Source organism: Halomonas sp. McD50-4, assembly GCF_022348135.1.
Classification (GTDB): domain Bacteria; phylum Pseudomonadota; class Gammaproteobacteria; order Pseudomonadales; family Halomonadaceae; genus Vreelandella; species Vreelandella piezotolerans.
On sequence record NZ_JAKRFG010000010.1, the window covers coordinates 142,445 to 163,065 of the forward strand.

Annotated in this window: 20 protein-coding genes; 8 read left to right on the forward strand and 12 right to left on the reverse strand. The window is 56.6% G+C overall.

Annotation, left to right across the window (positions count from 1 at the left end; translation table 11 throughout):
- Positions 1-3: 3 nt before the first annotated feature.
- Genes MHM85_RS13175 through queC form a run of 4 tightly spaced genes read right to left on the reverse strand, consistent with a single transcriptional unit; the run spans position 4 to position 2,493 of the window.
- Positions 4-291 (reverse strand): YkgJ family cysteine cluster protein, encoded by a 288-nt coding sequence (locus MHM85_RS13175; protein ID WP_219863593.1) that lies wholly within the window; start codon positions 289-291, stop codon positions 4-6.
- A complete protein-coding gene (locus MHM85_RS13180; RefSeq protein ID WP_139528032.1) occupies positions 288-1,121 on the reverse strand; it encodes a 6-carboxytetrahydropterin synthase in 834 nt (277 codons plus the stop codon). The genes MHM85_RS13175 and MHM85_RS13180 overlap by 4 nt, the downstream gene beginning before the upstream one ends.
- Positions 1,121-1,783 carry a 7-carboxy-7-deazaguanine synthase gene (queE, locus tag MHM85_RS13185; RefSeq protein WP_219863595.1) on the reverse strand — a complete coding sequence of 221 codons (663 nt, stop codon included), beginning with the start codon at positions 1,781-1,783 and terminating at the stop codon, positions 1,121-1,123. The genes MHM85_RS13180 and queE overlap by 1 nt, the downstream gene beginning before the upstream one ends.
- Positions 1,783-2,493, reverse strand: coding sequence for a 7-cyano-7-deazaguanine synthase QueC (queC, locus tag MHM85_RS13190; protein WP_139528030.1), 711 nt, complete (start codon positions 2,491-2,493; stop codon positions 1,783-1,785). Before queC ends, queE begins: the two co-directional genes overlap by 1 nt.
- Before the next feature lie 191 nt (positions 2,494-2,684).
- Here queC and MHM85_RS13195 point away from each other — a divergent pair, with 191 nt between their 5' ends.
- Positions 2,685-3,101: an SRPBCC family protein gene (locus MHM85_RS13195; RefSeq protein ID WP_219863598.1), complete on the forward strand. Its 417-nt coding sequence runs from the start codon at positions 2,685-2,687 to the stop codon at positions 3,099-3,101.
- On the forward strand, positions 3,094-3,765 hold the full coding sequence (locus MHM85_RS13200) for a VTT domain-containing protein (protein ID WP_153843871.1): 672 nt from the start codon (positions 3,094-3,096) through the stop codon (positions 3,763-3,765). The genes MHM85_RS13195 and MHM85_RS13200 overlap by 8 nt, the downstream gene beginning before the upstream one ends.
- A 10-nt stretch (positions 3,766-3,775) precedes the next feature.
- On the opposite strand, the gene MHM85_RS13205 is transcribed toward MHM85_RS13200, so the two are convergent.
- From MHM85_RS13205 to MHM85_RS13240, 8 genes are all read right to left on the reverse strand, one after another.
- Entirely contained in the window at positions 3,776-4,015 is a 240-nt protein-coding gene (locus MHM85_RS13205; protein WP_139528027.1) for a DUF2789 domain-containing protein, read from the reverse strand.
- 97 nt (positions 4,016-4,112) lie between these two features.
- On the reverse strand, positions 4,113-5,183 hold the full coding sequence (locus MHM85_RS13210; protein ID WP_219863600.1) for an asparaginase: 1,071 nt from the start codon (positions 5,181-5,183) through the stop codon (positions 4,113-4,115).
- A 25-nt stretch (positions 5,184-5,208) separates the two neighbouring features.
- On the reverse strand, positions 5,209-6,411 hold the full coding sequence (locus MHM85_RS13215; RefSeq protein WP_153843869.1) for an MFS transporter: 1,203 nt from the start codon (positions 6,409-6,411) through the stop codon (positions 5,209-5,211).
- Positions 6,412-6,420: 9 nt separating this feature from the next.
- Positions 6,421-6,921 (reverse strand): hypothetical protein, encoded by a 501-nt coding sequence (locus tag MHM85_RS13220; RefSeq protein ID WP_139528024.1) that lies wholly within the window; start codon positions 6,919-6,921, stop codon positions 6,421-6,423.
- Between the two features lie 76 nt (positions 6,922-6,997).
- Positions 6,998-8,251 (reverse strand): DEAD/DEAH box helicase, encoded by a 1,254-nt coding sequence (locus MHM85_RS13225; protein ID WP_219863602.1) that lies wholly within the window; start codon positions 8,249-8,251, stop codon positions 6,998-7,000.
- Positions 8,252-8,519: 268 nt separating this feature from the next.
- Positions 8,520-9,107, reverse strand: a complete 588-nt coding sequence (locus tag MHM85_RS13230; RefSeq protein WP_239286144.1) for an ABC-type transport auxiliary lipoprotein family protein — start codon at positions 9,105-9,107, stop codon at positions 8,520-8,522.
- Between the two features lie 15 nt (positions 9,108-9,122).
- On the reverse strand, positions 9,123-10,805 hold the full coding sequence (pqiB, locus tag MHM85_RS13235; protein ID WP_139528021.1) for an intermembrane transport protein PqiB: 1,683 nt from the start codon (positions 10,803-10,805) through the stop codon (positions 9,123-9,125).
- On the reverse strand, positions 10,798-12,159 hold the full coding sequence (locus tag MHM85_RS13240) for a paraquat-inducible protein A (protein WP_139528020.1): 1,362 nt from the start codon (positions 12,157-12,159) through the stop codon (positions 10,798-10,800). Before MHM85_RS13240 ends, pqiB begins: the two co-directional genes overlap by 8 nt.
- A gap of 167 nt (positions 12,160-12,326) precedes the next feature.
- Here MHM85_RS13240 and MHM85_RS13245 point away from each other — a divergent pair, with 167 nt between their 5' ends.
- The 6 genes from MHM85_RS13245 to MHM85_RS13270 all read left to right on the forward strand — a co-directional run bounded on the left by MHM85_RS13245 (position 12,327) and on the right by MHM85_RS13270 (position 20,342).
- Entirely contained in the window at positions 12,327-13,301 is a 975-nt protein-coding gene (locus MHM85_RS13245) for a calcium/sodium antiporter (protein ID WP_153843866.1), read from the forward strand.
- Between the two features lie 211 nt (positions 13,302-13,512).
- Positions 13,513-14,928, forward strand: a complete 1,416-nt coding sequence (locus tag MHM85_RS13250) for a cytochrome ubiquinol oxidase subunit I (protein WP_139528018.1) — start codon at positions 13,513-13,515, stop codon at positions 14,926-14,928.
- A gap of 2 nt (positions 14,929-14,930) precedes the next feature.
- Positions 14,931-15,932: a cytochrome d ubiquinol oxidase subunit II gene (cydB, locus tag MHM85_RS13255; RefSeq protein ID WP_219863607.1), complete on the forward strand. Its 1,002-nt coding sequence runs from the start codon at positions 14,931-14,933 to the stop codon at positions 15,930-15,932.
- 3 nt (positions 15,933-15,935) lie between these two features.
- Positions 15,936-17,621, forward strand: coding sequence for a thiol reductant ABC exporter subunit CydD (cydD, locus tag MHM85_RS13260; RefSeq protein ID WP_239286142.1), 1,686 nt, complete (start codon positions 15,936-15,938; stop codon positions 17,619-17,621).
- On the forward strand, positions 17,618-19,357 hold the full coding sequence (gene cydC, locus MHM85_RS13265; RefSeq protein ID WP_239286140.1) for a thiol reductant ABC exporter subunit CydC: 1,740 nt from the start codon (positions 17,618-17,620) through the stop codon (positions 19,355-19,357). Before cydD ends, cydC begins: the two co-directional genes overlap by 4 nt.
- Positions 19,350-20,342, forward strand: coding sequence for an adenosine deaminase (locus MHM85_RS13270; protein WP_153843862.1), 993 nt, complete (start codon positions 19,350-19,352; stop codon positions 20,340-20,342). The genes cydC and MHM85_RS13270 overlap by 8 nt, the downstream gene beginning before the upstream one ends.
- The last annotated feature ends 279 nt before the right edge of the window (positions 20,343-20,621 follow it).

A 20,621-nucleotide genomic window follows, 5' to 3' on the forward strand; every position in this document is an offset into this window, starting at 1 on the left:
CATTTAGCGCGTGCTCTGCTCCAGCCATGATAGCGTGGCGAGCGCCTCATTACGGTGTTCGCCACATACCATAGGGTCATAATCGAATTGACCGCATACGTCCGGTCGCTGCGGACTGCCAAACAGCATGCATAGATGGTGGTCGTCTAGGTGAACGCAGCGTACGCCCGCCGGTTTTCCATGGGGCATCTCCGGAATGGGGGAGGTTATAGACGGCGCGATGCAGCATGCACCGCAGCCTGGACGACAACCAACGGTGCTGCCGCTGTCACTGGCAATGAGCTCGCTCATGGTGTCGCCAGTGCCGTCGCACCTTTGTTTATGCCCTCGAACGCATGAACTTCGGTCACTATTCCCGTCTTTTCGGCAATCTGATTGGCCAGCCATTGAGCGATGTTTTCGACGGTGGTGGGTTTGGGTAGCACGCAACACCGCTCGGTTGGCAAGGTGATCGAGAAACGGCCTTGAGCAGCCTCATATCGGCAAGTCAGTTGCGTTTCGCTATGCTCTGTCATGTCCGCTTCTTCCAGCAAATACCGGTTGTCTAGCCAAGCGCCCCACTGCCGTTCCAGCGACGGCTGTCTCTGCTGCTCTTGGAAAATATGTAAGCGAGAACGGTGGCCGTGGGCGATGCGCTGGCAATTCCCCAAATGGCGCTTAAGTCCATGACTGTAGCCATAGGCTGCGCCATCTACACGCTCATTACTAAGCGTCAGCATTACACGTTCCACGTTGGCTGGTCGCTGCTCGGTGAGTTGATCGCTGAGATAACGGGTGACGCGTGCTAGGGAGATCGATTCCCAAGGCAGCAGCGTAAACGCCTCTGCCGGTCCACGAACTTCCATGGGGTAGGGGTGGGTGGTACGGAGGCAAACGCCTTCATCGCACTCGCTGATCTCGACTCCAGGTGCTTGGGTGGGAACCAGTAAGGTGTGATCCAATCCGCTATCCAGGGTGCGCTTGATCCATGGTTTGACTTCGCCGAAGTCGAACAGCATGCCATCCTCGCCTAGCTCTCCCTCAAGCTGGGCATCTACCTGCCAGCTACAGCCAACCAGCCCGCTCACAGAGCACCACAGGGAAACATCGACGTGGGTTAGTTGATTAACGAATAGGGCCATTACTCGAATCCTGCGATTTTGTGCGTTTGCAGTGACAGACGCCACTGGGGGTTGGCCATGCAGTAGGCAGTGGTAGCTTTCACGATGTCCGCCCTGTCGGTAGCTATCTGCGCATGGGCGACAGCACTGAGGTCCATGGGCTGTAAAAAGAAGTGCTTGAAAGCGAGGTGAGTAAACTGCTCAGGCAGCGCATCCGCCTGAGGGTAGACCAGCTTCAGCTCGTCCCCCTGAGTGATCGCTAATGGATTGCGGCCCTTGGGACTCACACAGAGCCAGTCGATGCCTGCAGGGGCAGGCATCGTGCCGTTGGTCTCAACGGCCACTTCGAAGCCTTCGCTATGTAACGTGGCGATCAGGGCGCTATCGAGTTGTAGCAACGGTTCGCCGCCAGTGAACACCACGTAAGGCACTGCTTGACTCACTCCTCGAGGCCACAGTGCTTTTATATGAAGTGCTAGCGCCATTGCGGTCTCGAATCGGCCGCCGTTGACCCCATCGGTGCCGATGAAATCGGTATCGCAAAAGGTGCATTTGGCGTTAGGTCTATCCGCTTCTCTACCTGACCAGAGGTTGCAGCCGGTGAAGCGGCAAAACACGCTGGCGCGACCCGCTTGGGCGCCTTCGCCCTGCAGGGTGTAGAAAGCCTCTTTGACGTGGTACATCAGCGGCCACCCTGCGACGTGTCGATAGCGTAAGCAAGAGGATCGACGCAATTGTTGGCCGCAAAGGCGGCCAACCGCTCACGGCAACTACCGCACTGGCCGCAGGCGAGTTCGCGGCCTTCGTAGCAGGTCCACGTCTGGCGATAGTCCAGCCCCATGGCTAACCCTTCGCGCAGAATATCCTCTTTACGAACGTTTAGATAAGGCGCATGAAGTAACACGGGTTCGAAGTTGGCGATACCGGCAACGTGATTCATGGCATCGACAAACTCGGGACGACAGTCTGGGTAGAGTACGTGGTCGCCCCCATGAGCGCCGTAATCCACCCGCCCCGCGCCAATGTTGACCGCCTTGGCAATGGCCAGGGAGAGCAAAATCATGTTGCGATTAGGCACTACCGTGGCGCTGAGGTTGTTTGCGTCGTAATTGCCGGTGGGCATGTCGATAGCGCTATTGGTCAGCGCTGAGTTATCGATCAGCCCATGGATGGCGCGAATATCGACGACTTGGTGAGCAATGCCCAGGGATTCGCACACCTGGCGGGCGGTGTCGAGCTCCCGGCGGTGGCGCTGGCCATAGTCGAAAGAGAGCGCGTGGACAGTGAGTCCTTCCCGAATGGCGCGATGTAAAACAGTGAAAGAGTCCATGCCGCCGGAGTAAATCACGACGGTGGCTGACGCCTTGGCGCCAGGTGAAGCGGTAGAGGACATACGAAATGCTCATCGTCGGAGAATTTATGTGTCTTTGCCTCGGTGCAAGGCAGTGTTCCGGGGTCCGGTCCGGAAAGGCGGCAGTTTACGCAATAGCGAACCATCTAGCCAGTGGGCTAGTGCGTCTCAGTCGGTGTGTGTGAGTGGTTTGCCATGTTAAGCTAATTGGCCAAGCCGTTAGGAAGACACTTATGGCCACGATAGAACATAGCGAAATCGTCAAGGCTCCCCCCGAGCGGGTGTTTGATCTGCTACGCCGTGTCGAAGATTTTGCCGATTACTCGGACCTCATTCGCTCCATCGATAGCTTAGGCGAAAACCGCTATCGCTGGCACGTGCGGGCAGTAGGGATGGATTGGTCGTTCGATGTTGCCGTCACCGACATTCAGCCGCCCCATGTGCTGGCTTGGGAGTCGTTGGAGGGTGTCAAAAATCAAGGCCGGTATCAGCTGCGGGCCGTACCCGAGGGCACGGAGGTGGCGTTGACGCTACATTATGAGATTCGCAATCGCCTAATGGAAAAAGCCGTCAACAAAGCAGCAAAGCCGTTGGTGGGCAAGGTCAGCCGACAAATTCTCGATCGGGTCGAAGCACGGCTGAATGGCTAAATTGTCGCTTCATTCTTGGCGCTGGGTAGTAAGCTTTGCGGCCGCTGCCATGTTGGCTTATCTCTGGCTGTGGTACTCCCCTGATTTGTCCGCGCTGAAGCGCTGGGCCGCCACGATGTCTCATCACCCCGCGGTGATCGCATCTGTGATGGTGGCCATGGCGCTGACACTTGCCGTAGGTCTGCCCGGTAGCATAGGCCTATGGCTAATTGCTCCGTTTTATACGCCTCTAGTAGCCACACTGATGTTAACGGTCAGTAGCGTGGTGGGGGCCTGGGGGGCATACGCATTGGCTGCACGACTGGGTGAGCGCTGGCAGCCTAGAGGCTTGACGCTAAAGGTGATGGAGCACCTCAAAGCACGAAGTGATCTTCTAACGCAGTGCGCCATACGAGTGTTACCGGGTTTTCCCCACTCGGTCATCAATTTCGCAGCAGGGTTGGGCAAAATTTCGCTTGGTCGCTATCTGCTAGCCGCATGTCTTGGGTTATCGGTCAAATGGGCAGTGTATAGCAGCGCCATCTATGGCGCGCTGGAAGCCATCGAAGAAGAGGATGCCCTGCAATGGGATGTCATGCTGCCACTGCTGGCATTGACACTCCTATTACTTTTAGGAGCTTGGTATCGGCGCCGCCTGGAGGCGGCGCGTCAAATGGCTTCATGAGTCCCAGAACTTAGTGAGTCTTGTGCATAGACGCATCTAGGTGGTCGACCACCTCGGCCCAATCGGCGTCTTCCTCTACGGCTTCCCTAAGAAAGTCGGCTTGTCCCTCGTTCCAGCAGGGTGCATCCGCCAACGGCATCTCTTTGGGTAGCGGTGAGTGGCGCTGAATGAAGCGCTCGATGGATTCCGCATCCGAGCGTAGGCCTAACTGCTCGAAGAGTTCACTAAAGTGATGCACCGGCTGATCCATAAGTCGCTTCCTATCCTATTGGCTAATAAACGTTAAACAGTTAAGTTAACCATAGCGTTTATTAGCGGCTACGCCAGTATGAGACGGGGTCTTGCCGTTAACGCTCGCCTACGAGCGGCATCATGAAGCGCTCGCGCCGGTCTTCTGGTGAAAGCGGTTGAGCAATTAGATGGACCAGCTTGGTATAGACGGCTTCGGGTGTCATGTCGTCTCCAGACAATACGCCCGCATCCACGAGGCCATTACCTGCAGCATAAGCGCCCATCTTTACGCGACCCTGGGGGCATTGGCTGATGGCGGCGATCAACTTGCCTTCGCTGCTGGCTTTGGCGATCACAGCAAGAAGGTCGGGGTCATCAGGCAAATTACCTGCTCCCCAGAGCTGTAGCAGCGCCCCCTTGACGTTAGGGTGACCAAGCCATGCGTCGAGTTGCCAAGCAGCCATTCCTGGCCAAAGAGCAATCCGGACCACTTCGCCCCGAGCCACGGGTTGATAATCCAATCGTTCGAATCGCGGTGCGCCGCGCTGTTGGTAAACCAAGCCACGGCTTGGGAAGAGGATGAAATCGTCACCTACGCGCTCCCCTAGCGGTGGGTAGCTTGGTGAAGTGAAGGCATCGGAGGCTTCACTGTGTTGTTTGATGGCGCGAACCCCTCTGAGTAAACGATCGGCGAAATAGACTGCGACTTCCTGTAATTGAGGATGGGCCGAGAACCGTAAAGCGCCATACACATTGCCTAACCCATCGCCGTTGGGGGTTTCGAGTGGTGCCATCGCGCCTGTTAAAACGACGGGCCGGTCCAGGCCTTGGAGCTGATAGGCCAGGCTCGCGGCGGTCCAGCTGAGCGTGTCGGTGCCGTGGATGACCACGAATCCACGGTATTGATCGAAGCGTTCGGCGATATCGCTGGCAAGCTGCTGCCACGTCAATGGCGTTGCGGCGCTAGAGTCGATCAAAGGCGAGTAGCTCATCACGTCGTAGGCGGGAAGCAGGGATTGATCCTGCAGTGACCGTTGACTCAGTGCCTTGTCTAAGCGCTCGGAAAAATGTCCCGCTGGCGACAAGCCGTTGGCCTGGGGCTGCATGCCAATCGTGCCACCGGTGTAAATGACCAATACCCGCTCTTGGCGGTGGGGCGTATCGGCTAGAAGAGGAGCTTGGCTCATCGCGGTATCCTGTGAGAGCTAAACGTTATCGGTGATAGACCTGAAGATGGCCGCTATGGTCGTCGAGTTGCCGCTGTCGGCCTGCAAACAGCGCGAAAATGCCGCAAATGCCAATCAGGCCAATGAGTAGCCAGGCGATATGTTCAGTGGTAGCACCGGCTTGGAGCATCAAGCCTACCCCAAAGGGCCCCAAGGCGGCCAATGTGTATCCGCCGCCCTGTACCAAGCCGGATAGCTGCCCTGCTAAGCGTTCGTTGGCAGTTCGTAACACCAGTAGGCTTAATGCAAGGCTAAAGCTTCCGCCTTGCCCAAGTCCTAGCAATACGGCGCCTGGCCAGCGCCAGGTCAAAGGCGCTGCCAGTAAGCAGGCGAGACCCATCGCCGTGCAGATCAATACCAGCAGGAGGGCAGGGCGTTGGTCGTGATGGAGGCGCGCAATCCATGGGGCGCTCAGTGCTGAGGCCAGCTGACACAGGATGGAAACGGCCATCGTCCACCCGGCAGTAGCTTCTGTGTAACCCCGCTCGATGAGCAGCGTTGGCAGCCAGCCGAACACGATATAGGCCATGGAGGACTGGATGCCCATGAACAGCATGACCTGCCAGGTAAGCGGCTTGCTAAGTAACGTGACGAGCGGAAGGCTGGAGGGGGAGCCAATGGCCTTCGAGGAGTAAGGCGTGGGTGCATAGCGAACCCAAACGATAAAGGTGGCGAGCGCTAAAAGCGCCCAACTGACCAAACTGGCCTGCCAACCTCCTAGCCACTGCATCAGCGGGACGCTGAGCCCGGCACCTAGCGCGCCTCCCATGCAGAGTGCCATAGTGTAGAGTCCGGTCAATAGGTCCGCATTTTGGGGAAGTTCGCGTTTGACCAGCGCGGGTAACAGCGTCCCCGCAAGCCCAATAGCGCTTCCTGCCATGGCAGTACCCACGTACAACATCCCAGGCAGTGGTAGTACGCGGATCAATAAACCGCTGGCCAGCAGAAGTAGGGCACTGCTTAGCGCACGTTCGCTCCCCAGCCGACGACCGATGATAGGCGCAAGCGGTGCCGTCAAACCAAGAAACAGCACGGGAAGGGTGGTCAGGAGGCCCGCTGCTGGGGCTGAGAGCCCTGCGTTCTCTTGCAAACGATTGAGTAACGGTGCCACCGATGACATGGCAGGGCGCAAATTGAGCCCTACCAAGAACATCAACACAATGAAGCGGCAAGCGTGGCGTGAAACCATGGCGCAGGCTTATTTCAAGTGAGGGCGCAGGTCGCCACGTACCGCATCGAGCAGGGTGATGAAGTGAAAATCTTCTGGGTTATCCAGGCAGTCGACGCGTACTTGCGTTCGCATGCCTTTGTCGATTTCCAGTTTATCGTAGATTTCGAGCGTCAGCTTATTGGCGGGCTTCTCTCCTGGTGCCACGATACCATCTTCCAGCGTGAAGGTTTCCAATAGAGTGGCACGAACACGTGTGCTGTTCCCTTCACTCAATACGCGGCGTACGAACAGCCAGCCTTCGCAGGGGAGTGACGCGTTGTCACGCTCGCGTAGGAAAAGCGTGCGATAGCAGGCGCCTTCGGCAGCAGCTTTTTCAGCCATGCTGCGGTAGGCTTGCACGACCTGATTCGCTGAGGCGCGGGCGTCCTCCAGGCGTTGCGCGATTCCCTGGTGTTCGCGGCTGAGTTGCTCCTGACGCTGAAAGACCAGCCATTGGCGATAATCGGCCATGAGTTGTGAAGACGCCATAGTCACTCCATGAATTAATTCAGCAAAAACGCCCGAATAGGCGAGGCGATACCTTCGCACATTCCGGGCGTGCGGGCTAGCGGCGGCTACGGCGACGTCGCTCTCCACCCGTATTGGTAGATGGCCCATCTTGCTTGCGCCGACGAGGTGGACGCTGACTCCGGCGACCATTTTCGATGGGTTCTGGCTTGGCGTTGGGGTCAGGCTCGAAGCCCGGTTCGACGTGTTTCGGCAACGTTTGATTGATCAGTCGCTCGATGTTTTTGAGCAGACCATGCTCGTCGATGCACACCAACGAGACAGCTTCACCATTGCTGCCCGCACGCCCTGTGCGACCAATGCGGTGAACGTAATCTTCCGCGACATTGGGCAGATCGAAGTTCACCACATGGGGAAGTTCATTGATGTCTAGGCCACGCGCGGCAATATCAGTGGCGACGAGCACCTGTAAATCGCCGCTCTTGAACGCACCGAGCGCACGCGTGCGTGCACCCTGACTTTTGTTGCCGTGGATCGCCATGGCAGGGATATCCTGCTTGGAGAGTTGCTCGGCTAGCCGGTTAGCGCCGTGCTTGGTGCGAGTGAATACTAGTACCTGAAACCAGTTGTGACGCTGGATCAAGTGCGCCAACAAGTCGCGCTTTTTATCGCGATCCACTCGGTAGATCGCTTGCTCGACTTTTTCTGCTGTGGTGTTGCGTGGCGCCACCTCGATGAGAGCGGGATTATCGAGTAGCTGCTGCGCCAACGTTTGGATCTCGTTGGAGAATGTGGCAGAAAACAGGAGGTTTTGGCGTTGCTTGGGGACCAGGCGCAGTAGGCGCTTGATATCGTGAATGAAGCCCATGTCCAGCATGCGGTCCGCCTCATCCAGTACCAGGATTTCAATGGCGGACAGGTCGACGTGCCCTTGCTGGTGCAGGTCGAGCAGGCGGCCAGGGGTAGCGACCAGCACGTCGAGACCATGCCTTAAAGCATCGACTTGGGGCTGTTGACCGACGCCGCCAAAAATGATGTGGGAGCGCAGCGAAAGGTGTTGTCCATAGGCCGCTACGCTTTCGCCCACCTGTGCAGCCAGCTCGCGGGTCGGCGTTAGGACGAGCGCGCGCACTTGGCGCTTCCCGGGACGCTTGCCGTTTGCCAAGCGCTGTAGCATCGGCAGTGTGAAGCCTGCCGTTTTACCCGTGCCGGTTTGTGCGCTGGCAAGGAGATCGCGTCCTTCGAGAACGACGGGAATGGCCTTTTGTTGAATCGGCGTCGGCTGTGTATAGCCCTGCGCGTTCACCGCGCGTAATAAATCGTCGTGCAGACCAAGATCAGAAAAGCTCATGCGTTCTCCGCAGTCGCATAGCAGGCGGCACCACCTAATGGGCGGCGCTGCTAAGCGTCATGTTCAAAAAAGCGAGGATGGTACACCGTCGCGGCAGCGAAGTTTGACAGATAGCACGCTGTGCCGCGACGGGCGTTAAAACGTCTTGTGACACCTCTGGGTTTCACAAGAGGGAGACAGGGTGGCGCTGACAGTGACGTCGTCGTGGTCGTGAGTGTAACACGAAAGTCTCACGTCGACGCGCTACCCGTAGCGAACACGCCTGGGGTTATAAGTAGCCGCCTTGACGCAACTGGTCGGCGATTTGCTCGGCCACTACCTGCCAGCTCTCGCCCAACGAGCGCACCAGGGCTGGGTAACCGTCCTGATCGAGGACCGTTTCAGCAGTGAAGCTTTTTAGGGCGAGCATCTCGCCATCGCTATCGCGCAGTTGCCATTGGCCGCTGGTCACTGCAACGCCATCATAGCGGCCCTGGAACTGATCCACTTCCAATGAGAGCGTCAGCGCACTGGGACGACTGCCTTCCGCCCGCACTACCTGCACGCTAGGAAGCTGGTCGGCTAATTCGGCGCGTAACGCGCGTTCTAATTGCCGGCCAATGCTCTCCGCCCACTGATGCTCGCGCGCTTCATTCAAAGTGATGTCATCGAGCTGCATTACGATGCCGTCCACATCCAAATAGTGGGCTAGGCGGAGGGGGCTGACTTGAAGCGTTGTTTCGGCACGGCTCGGTGCGTTGACCGCCGGGCTTGTAGGTAACATATAGCGCGTGGGTGGAGATACGCTGCTGGCACAGGCGGACAAGAGTAGGCTTGTAAAAGCCGCCAGCCAAAATAGAGATAAGCGACGTAACATAACGGTCATCCTTAATTAGCGAGGAGCGCGAGGAATCGGGTCCTGGGTGTCCAAGTTATCGAACAGCAGCGCCCTTGGGTTCTCGTTCAGCGTCCGGGTGAGCGGCTGTAGATCGCGCATTAGTCTATCTAGGCGCTCGATGGCGCCGGTCAGTTCTTGGTACGCTGGCGAGGAGGGCGAAACGCCTTCCAGTGTGCGGCGCAGTTCTTCCAACGTGCCGTTCAAGTTGCCGCCAATCGCCTGAGTATCCGGGTCGTTCAATAACTGATGGATCGATGTACTGACCTCGCGAACCTCGTTTAGCACGCTTTCCGAGGCTTGAAGATTACGCTCTAGCCCCGCAAGAAGAGGTTCGACTTCCAGCGCGTTGAGCTTTTCGAGCAGGCTGGTGACCTGTGCCTGAATCTGTGCAAAACCGCCAGCCACAGTGGGGAACACGGTTCGCTCGGCAAATCGCTCGGCGACGTACTCATCGGCAAGGTCGCGCTGAAAGTTAAGGTCGACGAACAGCGCCCCTGTGAGCAGGCTGCCATTCTTAAGCGAGGCGCGCAGACCTAGCCCAAACATCCGCTTGAAGCGTTCATCCCACTCCTCTAGGTCGATGTCGGTGTTTTCGATACCCAAGCGTTGGGGTTCGATACGAATGAGTACCGGAATGGCGAATCGCGCCCGGGAATCAGGCTGTGGCGCCGTGAAGTTCCAAGGGACCGCGGCGACGGTGCCGATTCTCACTCCACGAAACTCCACCGGTGCTCCCCGAGACAAGCCTCTTACCGTGTCGTCAACCAGCAAAACATACTCCAAGTATCGGTTGAACGTGCCTTCCCGGGCAGTATCTTCGTCCGCGTAGAGATTAAAGCGTGTGTTGGCCTCCACAGGTTTGCCCATGGGAAGGTCTTCCGGTACGCCAAAGGTCACACCACCGCCCAATAGCGCTTCGAGGGATTCGACATTGACTCTCACACCATCGGCATCCAGGCGGAAGTCGATCCCGCTGGCCGTCCAGAAGCGCGTGCTGTCGGTGACGAGCTGGGCGTAGGGCTCTTCGATGAAAACTTGATGGTGCATGGTGCGCGTTTCAGGTTCAAAGCGCGTGTCTTCGACGCGGCCTACCGTGTAGCCCTGATAAGAGACCGGGTCGCCGATGCGCAGCGAGTTGCCTAGTTGGCTCACCAAGTTGATTTGCAACCCAGCTTGGCCGGCGGGAGCCACGGGAGGTACATCGCTAACCTCGAATTCTCGCTGTGGCTCTTCTGACTGACCCGGTTCTAGCTGGATGTAGGCACCTGAAAGAACGGTACCCAGCCCACTGATGCCCTCGCGGCCAATACGCGGTTTGACGACCCAAAAGCGGCTATCTTCTCTTAGCATAGCTTCCGCCCCGGGTTGAATGCGTGCCACCATGACGGCATGGGAGAGGTCATCGGACAAACGTACGCTCTGGACCCGACCAATCTCGACGTTGCGACTGCGAATGAGCGTACTGCCCGCCTCGATTCCTTCCGCGCTTTCCATCGTCAACGTGACCAGGGTGCCGCGACTGGAGTAGTTGTCGTAAACCAGCCATAGCCCGATGATCACGGCAACCAGCGGCACGATCCAAATCGGGGACAAGCGTGTTTGGGGCGACGCCTTGGCTTTGTGCAACTCGCCTTGATCTGGGTTGGGTGTGTTCTGAGGCATGGAATCGTTAGCCATCAACAGGTTCCTTGGTGGCCGTTTTACGGCGAAGAGAGCGTGAAGGTTGAGTATCCCATATCAAGCGGGGGTCGAAGGTCATAGCCGCGAGCATGGTGAGCACGACCACCGCGCCAAACGCCAGGGCGGCTGGTCCAGGCGTAATCGACATTAACGACCCCGCGCGGATGAGAGCAACCAAAATGGCCACCACGAATACGTCGACCATGGACCAGCGTCCAATGAACTCGGTCAAACGATAGAGCCGGGTGCGGCTCTGGGCATTGAGTTCATTGCTGCGTTTGAGCATCAAGCAAAGCCAGGCCAGAGCGACCAGTTTGCCGACCGGCACGATGACACTGGCTACGAATATGACGGCGGCTACTGGCCATGATCCCATTTGGATGAGCTGAACGACTCCCCCAATGATGGTGGAGGGCGTAGCGTTGCCCAAGCTCGTGGTGGTCATGATGGGATAGAGGTTGGCCGGAAGGTACATGACGGTGGCGGCAAACAGCAGCGCCCATGTACGCTGCAGGCTGTGTGGCAGCCGAGTATGCAGTTTCTCATGGCAGCGCAAACATCGCTGTCGGTCATGTTCGATGCGATTGACCAATCCGCAGGTGGGGCACCCAGTGACACCTTGGTTGGCAGCGGTCGTACCGGTCAATGTGCCCTCAGGGGCAAGGGGCTCGCCTTCGAGCGAGAACCACATCCAGTCGCCGTCGATGGATTGCACCGTCATCAATAGCAAAATACCGAAGAGGCAAAACGCCCAAAAGGAGATGCCTAGTTCGATTTGCGCCATACCCGCTATTTTGATCAAGCTGACCAGGGCGCCAATGATGAAGACATCCGCCATCATCCATGGGGTCAAATGGGCCAGCGAGCGGGCGATATCACGGCTGAACGGCATGGGTCGCGCTCGCAAGAGTCCAAACTGTAGCCATACCACACCCACTAAATAAACGGCGGGTAGCACGAGTATGGTCATCATGACGGCGATGGCAACGATGGGCTGATGAAACGCGATCAGCGTCGTCGCCGTTTGTGATAGTTCGATGCGATTGCCGACGCCGCTAACGCTAAAGCTCACGAAGGGAAACGAGATCGCTACCAACAGTGCTATTAGTGAGGCCAGTGCGAGCGCCATGCTGCGCTGAGCCGGATAGCGATGGCGCTTTACCAGTACGTGTGAACAGCGCGGGCAGGTTGCTTTTTCACCTGATTTGAGCGGCGGAAGGGCCGAAACCCAGTCACACTCATGGCAGGCGCGCAGGCGCCGCCGCTGAGTGCGGGTCTCAGGTGGAAAACAGTCGACCTCGGGAGAGTTAACCGGCAGAGAAGGCCGTTTGATGAAAGAGTAATGGGGCAACAGCAAACTCTCTGTGCATGAGACGGTAAGAACCAATACGATGGAGCGTGGTGCCAGTCAATTTAGGGAACGGAACCGACGCTTGCAAACGGCACTTGACCAAACAGGCTCGTTAGACAAGGATGCAGCCGCGATAGTGCCTAACATTATGACATTAAGGAACTGAAATGTTACTCGCCTTTCTTGCTGTGGTAGTGGGCTTGGTCCTGCTGATATGGAGTGCAGAGAAGTTTATCGACGGTGCCGCGGCGACGTCGCGCTGGTTAGGGCTTTCGCCGCTCTTGATCGGCATGCTGGTGATTGGGTTTGGTACATCCGCCCCGGAGATGATGGTCTCGGTACTGGCGGCAACGCAAGGCAATCCTGGTTTGGCGGTGGGTAACGCTTACGGTTCTAACATTGCCAACATGGGGTTGGTGCTGGGTTTTGTCGCACTGATGGCGCCTCTCGCCGTCCATTCGGGGGTAATTCGTAAAGAGATGCCGCTACTCGTCTTGGTGATGCTAGTGACGGGATACATGCTATGGGACGGATGGATATCGCGGCTTGAAGCGGCGCTGTTGCTCATCGGGCTTGGCGTGTTCATTACGGCGAGCATCTTCAACGCTCGCGGTCAGCAAGACGATCCGTTGATGGCAGAAGTGACCGAAAGCCTGGATAGCAAGCCGATGTCTCGCGGTAAGTCCATCATGTGGACGCTGATTGGATTGGTGTTATTGATTGCCAGCTCTCGATTGCTGGTATGGGGCGCCGTTGAAATTGCCGTGGGTTTTGGTGTTAGTGATTTGATCATCGGTTTGACGGTGGTGGCGGTGGGCACGTCGTTACCTGAATTAGCGTCCTCTATCAGCGCCTTGCGCCGCAATGAACATGACATGGTGCTGGGTAACGTTGTCGGCTCGAACCTCTTCAATAGCATGGCCGTGGTGGGCTTGGCGGGCGTCATTGCGCCGATCGAGGCGGGGCGTGAAGTGCTGATGCGGGATTGGAGCGTAATGACGCTCATGACGCTCGTCATGGTGCTGTTTGCGTTCTCTTGGCGTGGGCGTCCGCGGCGTATCAACCGTATCGAGGGTGGTGCACTCTTTACCATGTTTATTGCCTACACCGGCTATATGGTCAGCATCGTGGTGATGGCCTAGTACGGCAAAGTGGTGTTGCCTGGAGAGTGTGCGTCAATGCGACACAGCTTTTCAGGCAAACTAACGCTGTATAGCGATGGTCGAACCGGTAAACTACAACGCATGTAAAGAATAAGCTTAGTGCTTATAACTAAAATGCAGTGCCATTAAGGCTCAACTAAGCTTGTGACACCCATTGACGGGATACCAACTCAGGTCTTAGGAGAGTGTGATGGAACTCGACCCCCTAGTACTATCGCGAATACAGTTCGCCTTCGTTGTATCGTTTCATGCGATCTTTCCAGTCTTTACCATTGGGCTAGCGTCCTATATTGCGCTGCTCCATGGGCTGTACTTTAAGACCGGCAATCCTGCGTGGGACCGCCTTTCGCTGTTTTGGACCAAGGTATTTGCCGTTGTCTTCGGCATGGGCGTCGTCTCGGGTATCGTGATGTCTTTCCAGTTCGGCACCAATTGGAGCAACTTTTCCCAGGCCGCCTCCAACTTCTTGGGGCCCGTGCTGAGCTATGAAGTCGTCACCGCGTTCTTCTTGGAAGCGGCATTCCTCGGTGTGCTCTTGTTTGGCCGTGGAAAAGTCCCGCAAGGGGTGCACCTGTTTGCTGCCATTATGGTGGCAGTGGGTACGTTCATTTCTTCCTTCTGGATTTTGTCAGCCAATAGCTGGATGCACACGCCTGCCGGTGTGGAACTGATCGACAACCGCTTCCATGTACTCTCTTGGTTCGAGGCTATCTTCAATCCCTCTTTCCCGTATCGCTTTGCCCATATGGCCATGGCGTCTTTCTTGACGGGTGGTTTCGTCGTGGCGGGCGTCAGCGCTTGGTTCCTGCTTCGTGGGCGCGATCCAGAGGCCAATCGCCGCGCGCTCTCCATGTGCTTGTGGCTACTCCTTTTTCTCACACCTGCACAAGCGGTGGTCGGGGACTTTCATGGTTTGAACACACTCGAGCATCAGCCGACTAAAGTGGCGGCGATGGAAGGGCATTGGGAAACGTCTAGCAACGTACCGCTGCTGCTGTTTGCCATTCCGGACCAGGAAGCGCAAACCAACCATCTTGAGATCGGCATTCCGAACCTCGCTAGCATTATCTTGACCCACTCTCCCGATGGGGTAATTCCTGGGATCAGCGAAGCTGCTCCTGAGGAGCAGCCACCCGTTATCATCGTATTTTGGGCTTTCCGTGTCATGGTCGGCATCGGTCTGCTGATGATTGCAACCGCCTTCATTGGTCTGCTGATGCGTCGCAAGGGCAGAGTGTACGAACACTCGGGCTATTTAAAGGCGCTGGTCTGTATGATCCCCATGCCTTTCGCGGCGGTGTTGGCAGGTTGGATCGTCACCGAATCCGGACGCGCTCCTTGGCTGGTTTACGGCATGATGACCCATGCCGAGGGCTTGACGCCGTCGCTGACCGGGCCAATGGCGCTATTCACTCTGATTGGCTACGTGGCAGTCTATGCCGTCGTGTTCTACGCCGGTATTTACTACCTCACCCGCGTGGTACGCAATGGCATGCTGCCTCACGACGAGCAGGAAACGACGAGTGAGAACTTCAAGCGGCCTATGCGCCCATTCTCTGCGGCACACACCCCTTTTGACGATGACGTCGATCCGGTCAGGAGCTGAACATGGAAATGTTTGATTTAACGCTAATTTGGGCGGGCATCATCGGCTTCGGCCTCATGATGTACGTATTAATGGATGGTTTCGATCTGGGCTTGGGGATACTGTTTCCCTTCGCCCCAGATGAAGATTCCCGCGATGTCATGATGAACTCGGTAGCCCCTGTATGGGATGGCAACGAGACCTGGCTGGTTTTGGGGGGCGCGGGCCTGCTGGGTGCTTTCCCATTGGTGTATTCGGTCTTTTTGCCAGCGCTTTACATAGGGGTCTTTTTGATGCTGGCCGGGCTGATTTTCCGCGGCGTCGCGTTTGAATTTCGCTTCAAGTCGCGTCGTAATCGGCGCTGGTGGAACCGTGCATTCAGCTGGGGTTCCGGTGTGGCGGCGTTTGCCCAAGGGGCCGTGGTCGGGGCGTACATTCAAGGCTTCCGTGTCGAAAACTTTGCTTTCGTGGGCGGTGCTTTCGACTGGTTGACGCCGTTCTCAGTGCTCACGGGACTAGGCTTGATGGCGGGCTACGCTCTGCTTGGTGCGACCTGGTTGATCCTCAAATCGGAAGGTCATATCCAAGACTGGGCGTACAAGATCACGCCCATGCTGCTGGCGCTGGTGCTCGGGGTGTTCGCCATTATCAGTATTTGGACGCCGTTCGTTAATTCGGTGGTGTGGGAACGTTGGTTCGGCCATCTTCAACTGATCTGGATTTTCCCAGCGTTGGCGCTTTTTTCGGCCTTCATGGTGTATCGCTCCGTCAAGCGTCGCGATGAAGGGATACCGTTCGTAGCAACGATAGGCATCTATGTCTTTACCTACTTAGGGCTGATCGTCAGTAAATGGCCGGTTATCGTGCCGCCCAATTACACACTTTGGGACGCCGCGTCAGCGCCCGAATCACAATTGTTCCTGCTGATTGGCGTGCTGTTCGTTATCCCGATCATCCTGGCCTATACCGCTTGGACCTACTGGGTGTTCCGCGGCAAGGTGCGTGTAGGGGAGGGATACCACTAACGTATGGCAGACCATCCTCCCGTAGTGAATACGGTGGAGGCCATGACGCCGCGCCATTGGCTTAACTTGCTTGCCAAACGCGAGCAGAAACAGCTGATGTGGGCGGCGGTTTGGGGCGTGCTGGCGGGTATGCAAACCGTCCTGCTGGTGGTGGGGCTTGCTTGGCTGATCGACCAGTTGGTCATTGCAGGGCGTTCCCCCTGGTCACTCGTGCTACCGTTCGTTGGCCTCGTGGTGGTTGTCTTGCTGCGTTCGCTTTTTCAGGCACTGCAAGAGACGTGTAGCGCTAAAGCAAGCCTTCGCATTCGCCAATATGCCAGGCAAACCCTGCTCGACAAAATCTCGGCGCTTGGGCCAACATGGTTGACGCGTCAGCAGAGTGGGGCATTGGCCACTCAGTCGGTGGAGCACATCGAGGCGCTGGATGGTTACTTCGCTCGCTTTTATCCGCAGCTGAGAATCGTCGTGGCGTTGCCGATGCTGATACTGAGCATTGTCGTTTGGCTCGACTACCTGGTTGCCTTTTTTCTGCTTTTATCCGCCCCACTAATACCGCTGTTCATGGCATTGGTAGGGATGGGGGCTGAGCGATTGAATCGTGATCAGTTCATGGCCGTCTCTCGTCTTTCCGCAAACTTTATCGACCGAGTGCGCGGAATGACCACCCTGCAGCTGTTTGGTCACACCAAAGAGGCTCAGCAAGATGTGTGGTACGCCACCGATCACTATCGTCGACTGAGTATGCGGACGCTGCGTTTAGCGTTCTTATCGTCGGCGGTCTTGGAGTTTTTTGCTTCCGTCGCGATTGCTGTCGTGGCCATGTATGTCGGTTTTGGCTTGCTAGGATACATCGATTACGGTCCTTCGCCCCAGTTGACGCTGTTTAGCGGGTTGGCAGTGTTGCTCCTTGCGCCGGAATTTTTTCAGCCGCTTAGAACGTTGTCGCAACATTATCATGATCGTGCTGCTGCCCTTGGCGCCGCTGAGAGCGTCGTGGCCATTCTCAACGAACCCAACCAAGTAGCTTCCTCTCCGTTGCCGCCCTCGGCGTCTGGCGTGCTCCTCGAGCTTGATGGCGTCGATATTCGCTACGCTGAACGTACGCCGGTGCTCAGCGATGTGAGTATGTCGCTAAGGCAGGGCGATGTGGCCGTGCTCACCGGTGAGTCTGGTAGCGGTAAGTCGTCACTGCTGGCACTCATGGCGGGGTTCATGAGGCCTACTCGTGGAGTGTGCCGCATCGACCTTTCTATTCCTATTGCTTGGCTGGATCAAGCGCCGTGCATACTGCAGGGCTCTTTAGCTGATAATCTGCGCATTGCTTCTCCAAAGGCGGATGACGCTGCGCTCGTGAAAGCTTTGCAGCGAGCCGGGCTTGGCAAGCTATTGGCAAGTTTGCCCCATGGATTGGAAACGACCGTGGGTGAACGTGGTGTTGGCCTTTCTGGTGGACAGGCGCAGCGGCTTGCGCTGGCGCGCGTGTATCTTAGTCAGGCTCGGCTTATTTTGCTCGATGAACCGACGGCAAGTTTAGACGCAGAAACGGAAAGCGTGGTCATCCAGGCGCTGCTCGAATGGGCAGGTGAGGGGCGTACGCTAGTCATGGCGACGCATCACCCGGCCGTCATGACGGTAGCCAATCGCCACTTTGTATGCCGCTCAGGCCAGCTGGTGGAGGTAAAGCAATGATGGCCCTTTTTCGTGACGTTGCGCCTTGGCTTAAGTTACTGCTTCGCCGCCGTCAACAGTTCTGGTTGGGAGCCTTATTGGTTTGGGTGACCTTGCTTGCGGGTTTGTCACTACTAGGACTGTCCGGATGGTTCATCGTGTCCTGCGCCTTGGCGGGGATCGCGCTCGCGGCGGGTCTTTCGTCCACGTTGGACGTATACGTACCCGGTGGAGGCATCCGCTTTTTTGCCCTGCTGAGGACTTTGGCGCGGTACGTTGAGCGTTTATACAACCATAGCACCGTGCTTACCCTGTTGGCCGATCTACGCTACCGAGTGTTCGGTGATTTGACAGGCCTGGATGATGCGACTCTCAAACGGCAACGTGCAAGTGAATGGCTCAGCCGTCTAACGGCAGATATCGATCAACTCAATAATCTCTACTTACGTTGTCTGATCCCTCCGGTAGCGGCGCTGCTGACCGTACTCGTGGTCTCCGGGTTCATCGCCATATGGCTACCTTGGGTTGCTGTGGTGATGGCTTTGGTATTCACGCTGCTTTGGCTAGTGGTGACGGTCGGTTTTGGTTGGATCGGCTTCGGTAATAGCTACCAGCACGTCAGTGATCAAGAGGAGCTACGTCGATTGGTATTGGATCAGGTGCAGGCATCTGCGGAGCTGCGTAGCTATCAAACAAGCGGGTGGCATCGCCAGAAAATCCAGAATCTCGAAGCAGTATCCACCGAGAACCAGCGTCGTTTGGCTTTGAAATTGGCCTTGGGCAACGCCTTCGTTTCTGCGGTGACCGGGCTGATGCTCATCGCCACGCTATGGCTGGGAAGTTTGGCGTTTTCGGCAGAGCAGGTCGTGGGTCCGGTGCTCGTCATGGCCGTGATTGCTGTGCTGGGAATGAACGAAGTGTTCGCGTTGCTCCCCGCGGCGTTCTTGAAACTGGGCGCGAGTTACGCAGCCGTGCAGCGTTTGAATGCTCTCAAACCCCTAGCGCCTGCAATCGACATGCAAGGGCTTCCCTATCGTGCCGATGAACATGCCATCCAGCTTGTTTCCGTTCATTACGCTTATCCCAACACGATGTATCCAGCACTGGTCGATGTACAGGCGACGCTCTTGCCACATACCCGAGTCGTGATTACTGGTGTGTCGGGATCTGGTAAATCGACGTTGGCCAATGTGTTGATGGGACGTATGGCACCGACCCAGGGCGAGATTCGTGTCGCTGGAGTGCCGCCACATCGTCTCTCCACAGAGAGTCGAGCCGAGTATTTCGCCTTTCTCACTCAGCAAACGGATCTATTCGATGGAACGCTTGAGTCGAATTTACGGATCGCCAAGCCGAGCGCTACCGATGACGAGTTGTGGCGGGTACTCAACATGGTGGGCTTGGAAGACTGGGTAGCACAGCAGCCTAAGCGGCTCTCGACGAACGTGGGCGAAAAAGGCCAGCAATTGTCTGGAGGTCAGGCAAGAAGGGTTGCTTTGGCGAGATTGATGCTGCGCGATCCATCTGTTGTGTTGTTGGATGAACCGTTTGCTAGCGTAGACGCCGATACGGCAAAGCACTTGGCCGCGGCGCTAGATCGCTGGCTCGCACGGCGAACCGTGATTTTCTTCGTTCATCAAACCGAGGACGCGGCGCTTTTGGCTGGGATCGATGCTTGGTGGCACCTTGATGGTGGGCGCTTATGTACCGATACTACTTCTTTCTCTCAACCGCAAGCAGGCGCGCCGTATGAATGAGTTTTTACGTCAACTTCCCAAAGTCGAGCTCCACTTGCATATTGAAGGCACCTTGGAGCCTGAGCTCATGTTCGCACTGGCGGCCCGTAACGGGATCGAGTTGCCCTATGCGTCCGTGGACGAAGCGAAAGCGGCCTACGATTTCAAAGACCTTCAAGGGTTTTTAGATCTTTATTACCAAGGCATGAACGTACTGCGCAATGAACAAGACTTTTACGATCTTGCCATGGACTATTTCAAGCGTGCCCGTAGCGAAGGGGTGATGCATATCGACATCCACTTCGACCCCCAGGCGCATCTACAGCGCGGCGTACCGCTCGAAGTCGTCATGGCCGGTCTTCTACGGGCGAAAGAGGAGGCCGAAGCATCGTTGGATTTGACGATCGGCATGATCATGGCTTTTCTTCGTGATCGTCCCGCCGATGAAGCGTTGCATGTGCTTGAACAGGCCTCTCCCTATTGGAAGTTCCTGGATGCTATCGGACTCGATAGCGCCGAGCGCGATCATCCTCCGGTCAAGTTTCAAGCGCTGTTCGCTCGCGCCAAGGAACTTGGTCTGGTCCGTGTTGCCCACGCCGGAGAAGAGGGACCTGCCGAATACATTGCTCAAGCGCTCGATATCCTAGAAGTGCAACGTATCGATCACGGCGTGCGCTGTCTGGAAAGCGATGACGTGGTCAAGCGTTTGCGTGATCAGCAAACGGTCCTGACCGTGTGTCCGCTGTCAAACGTCAGCTTGAAAGTTGTCGAGCGGCTAAGTGACCACGCTTTGCCCCAACTGTTGGCCGAGGGGCTCAAAGTCACCATTAGCTCCGACGACCCTGCCTATTTCGGCGGTGGATTGCTGGAGAACCATTTGGCGTGTGCCGATGCGTTTGGCTGGGATGAAGATACCTTTCGAATGCTCAATCGTTACGCTATCGAGGAGGCATTTGTCAGCGAGCAGCGACGCGACGAACTTCTCAAACGTTTAGCCGCTGCTTGATGAGGTGTTTGGCAAAAAAAGGTGTTGACGCGCGGAGTTAAATGCGTAAAATACGCCCCACATCGAACGGCAACGCCCTTCGAAAAGCTCTTTAACAATTTGATCAGGTAATTCATGTGGGCGCTTGCCGATGAGGGTGATAAATCACCTATTATCAAGGCAAGCGACTCGTCAAACAGGCTTCGGCCTAATGAATGAATTCGTTTGACCCTTGAGCCAAGTTTGGTTCGCTTCTGTTGCTTCGGCGACAGGCAAGAACCGCATTGATCTTAAACTGAA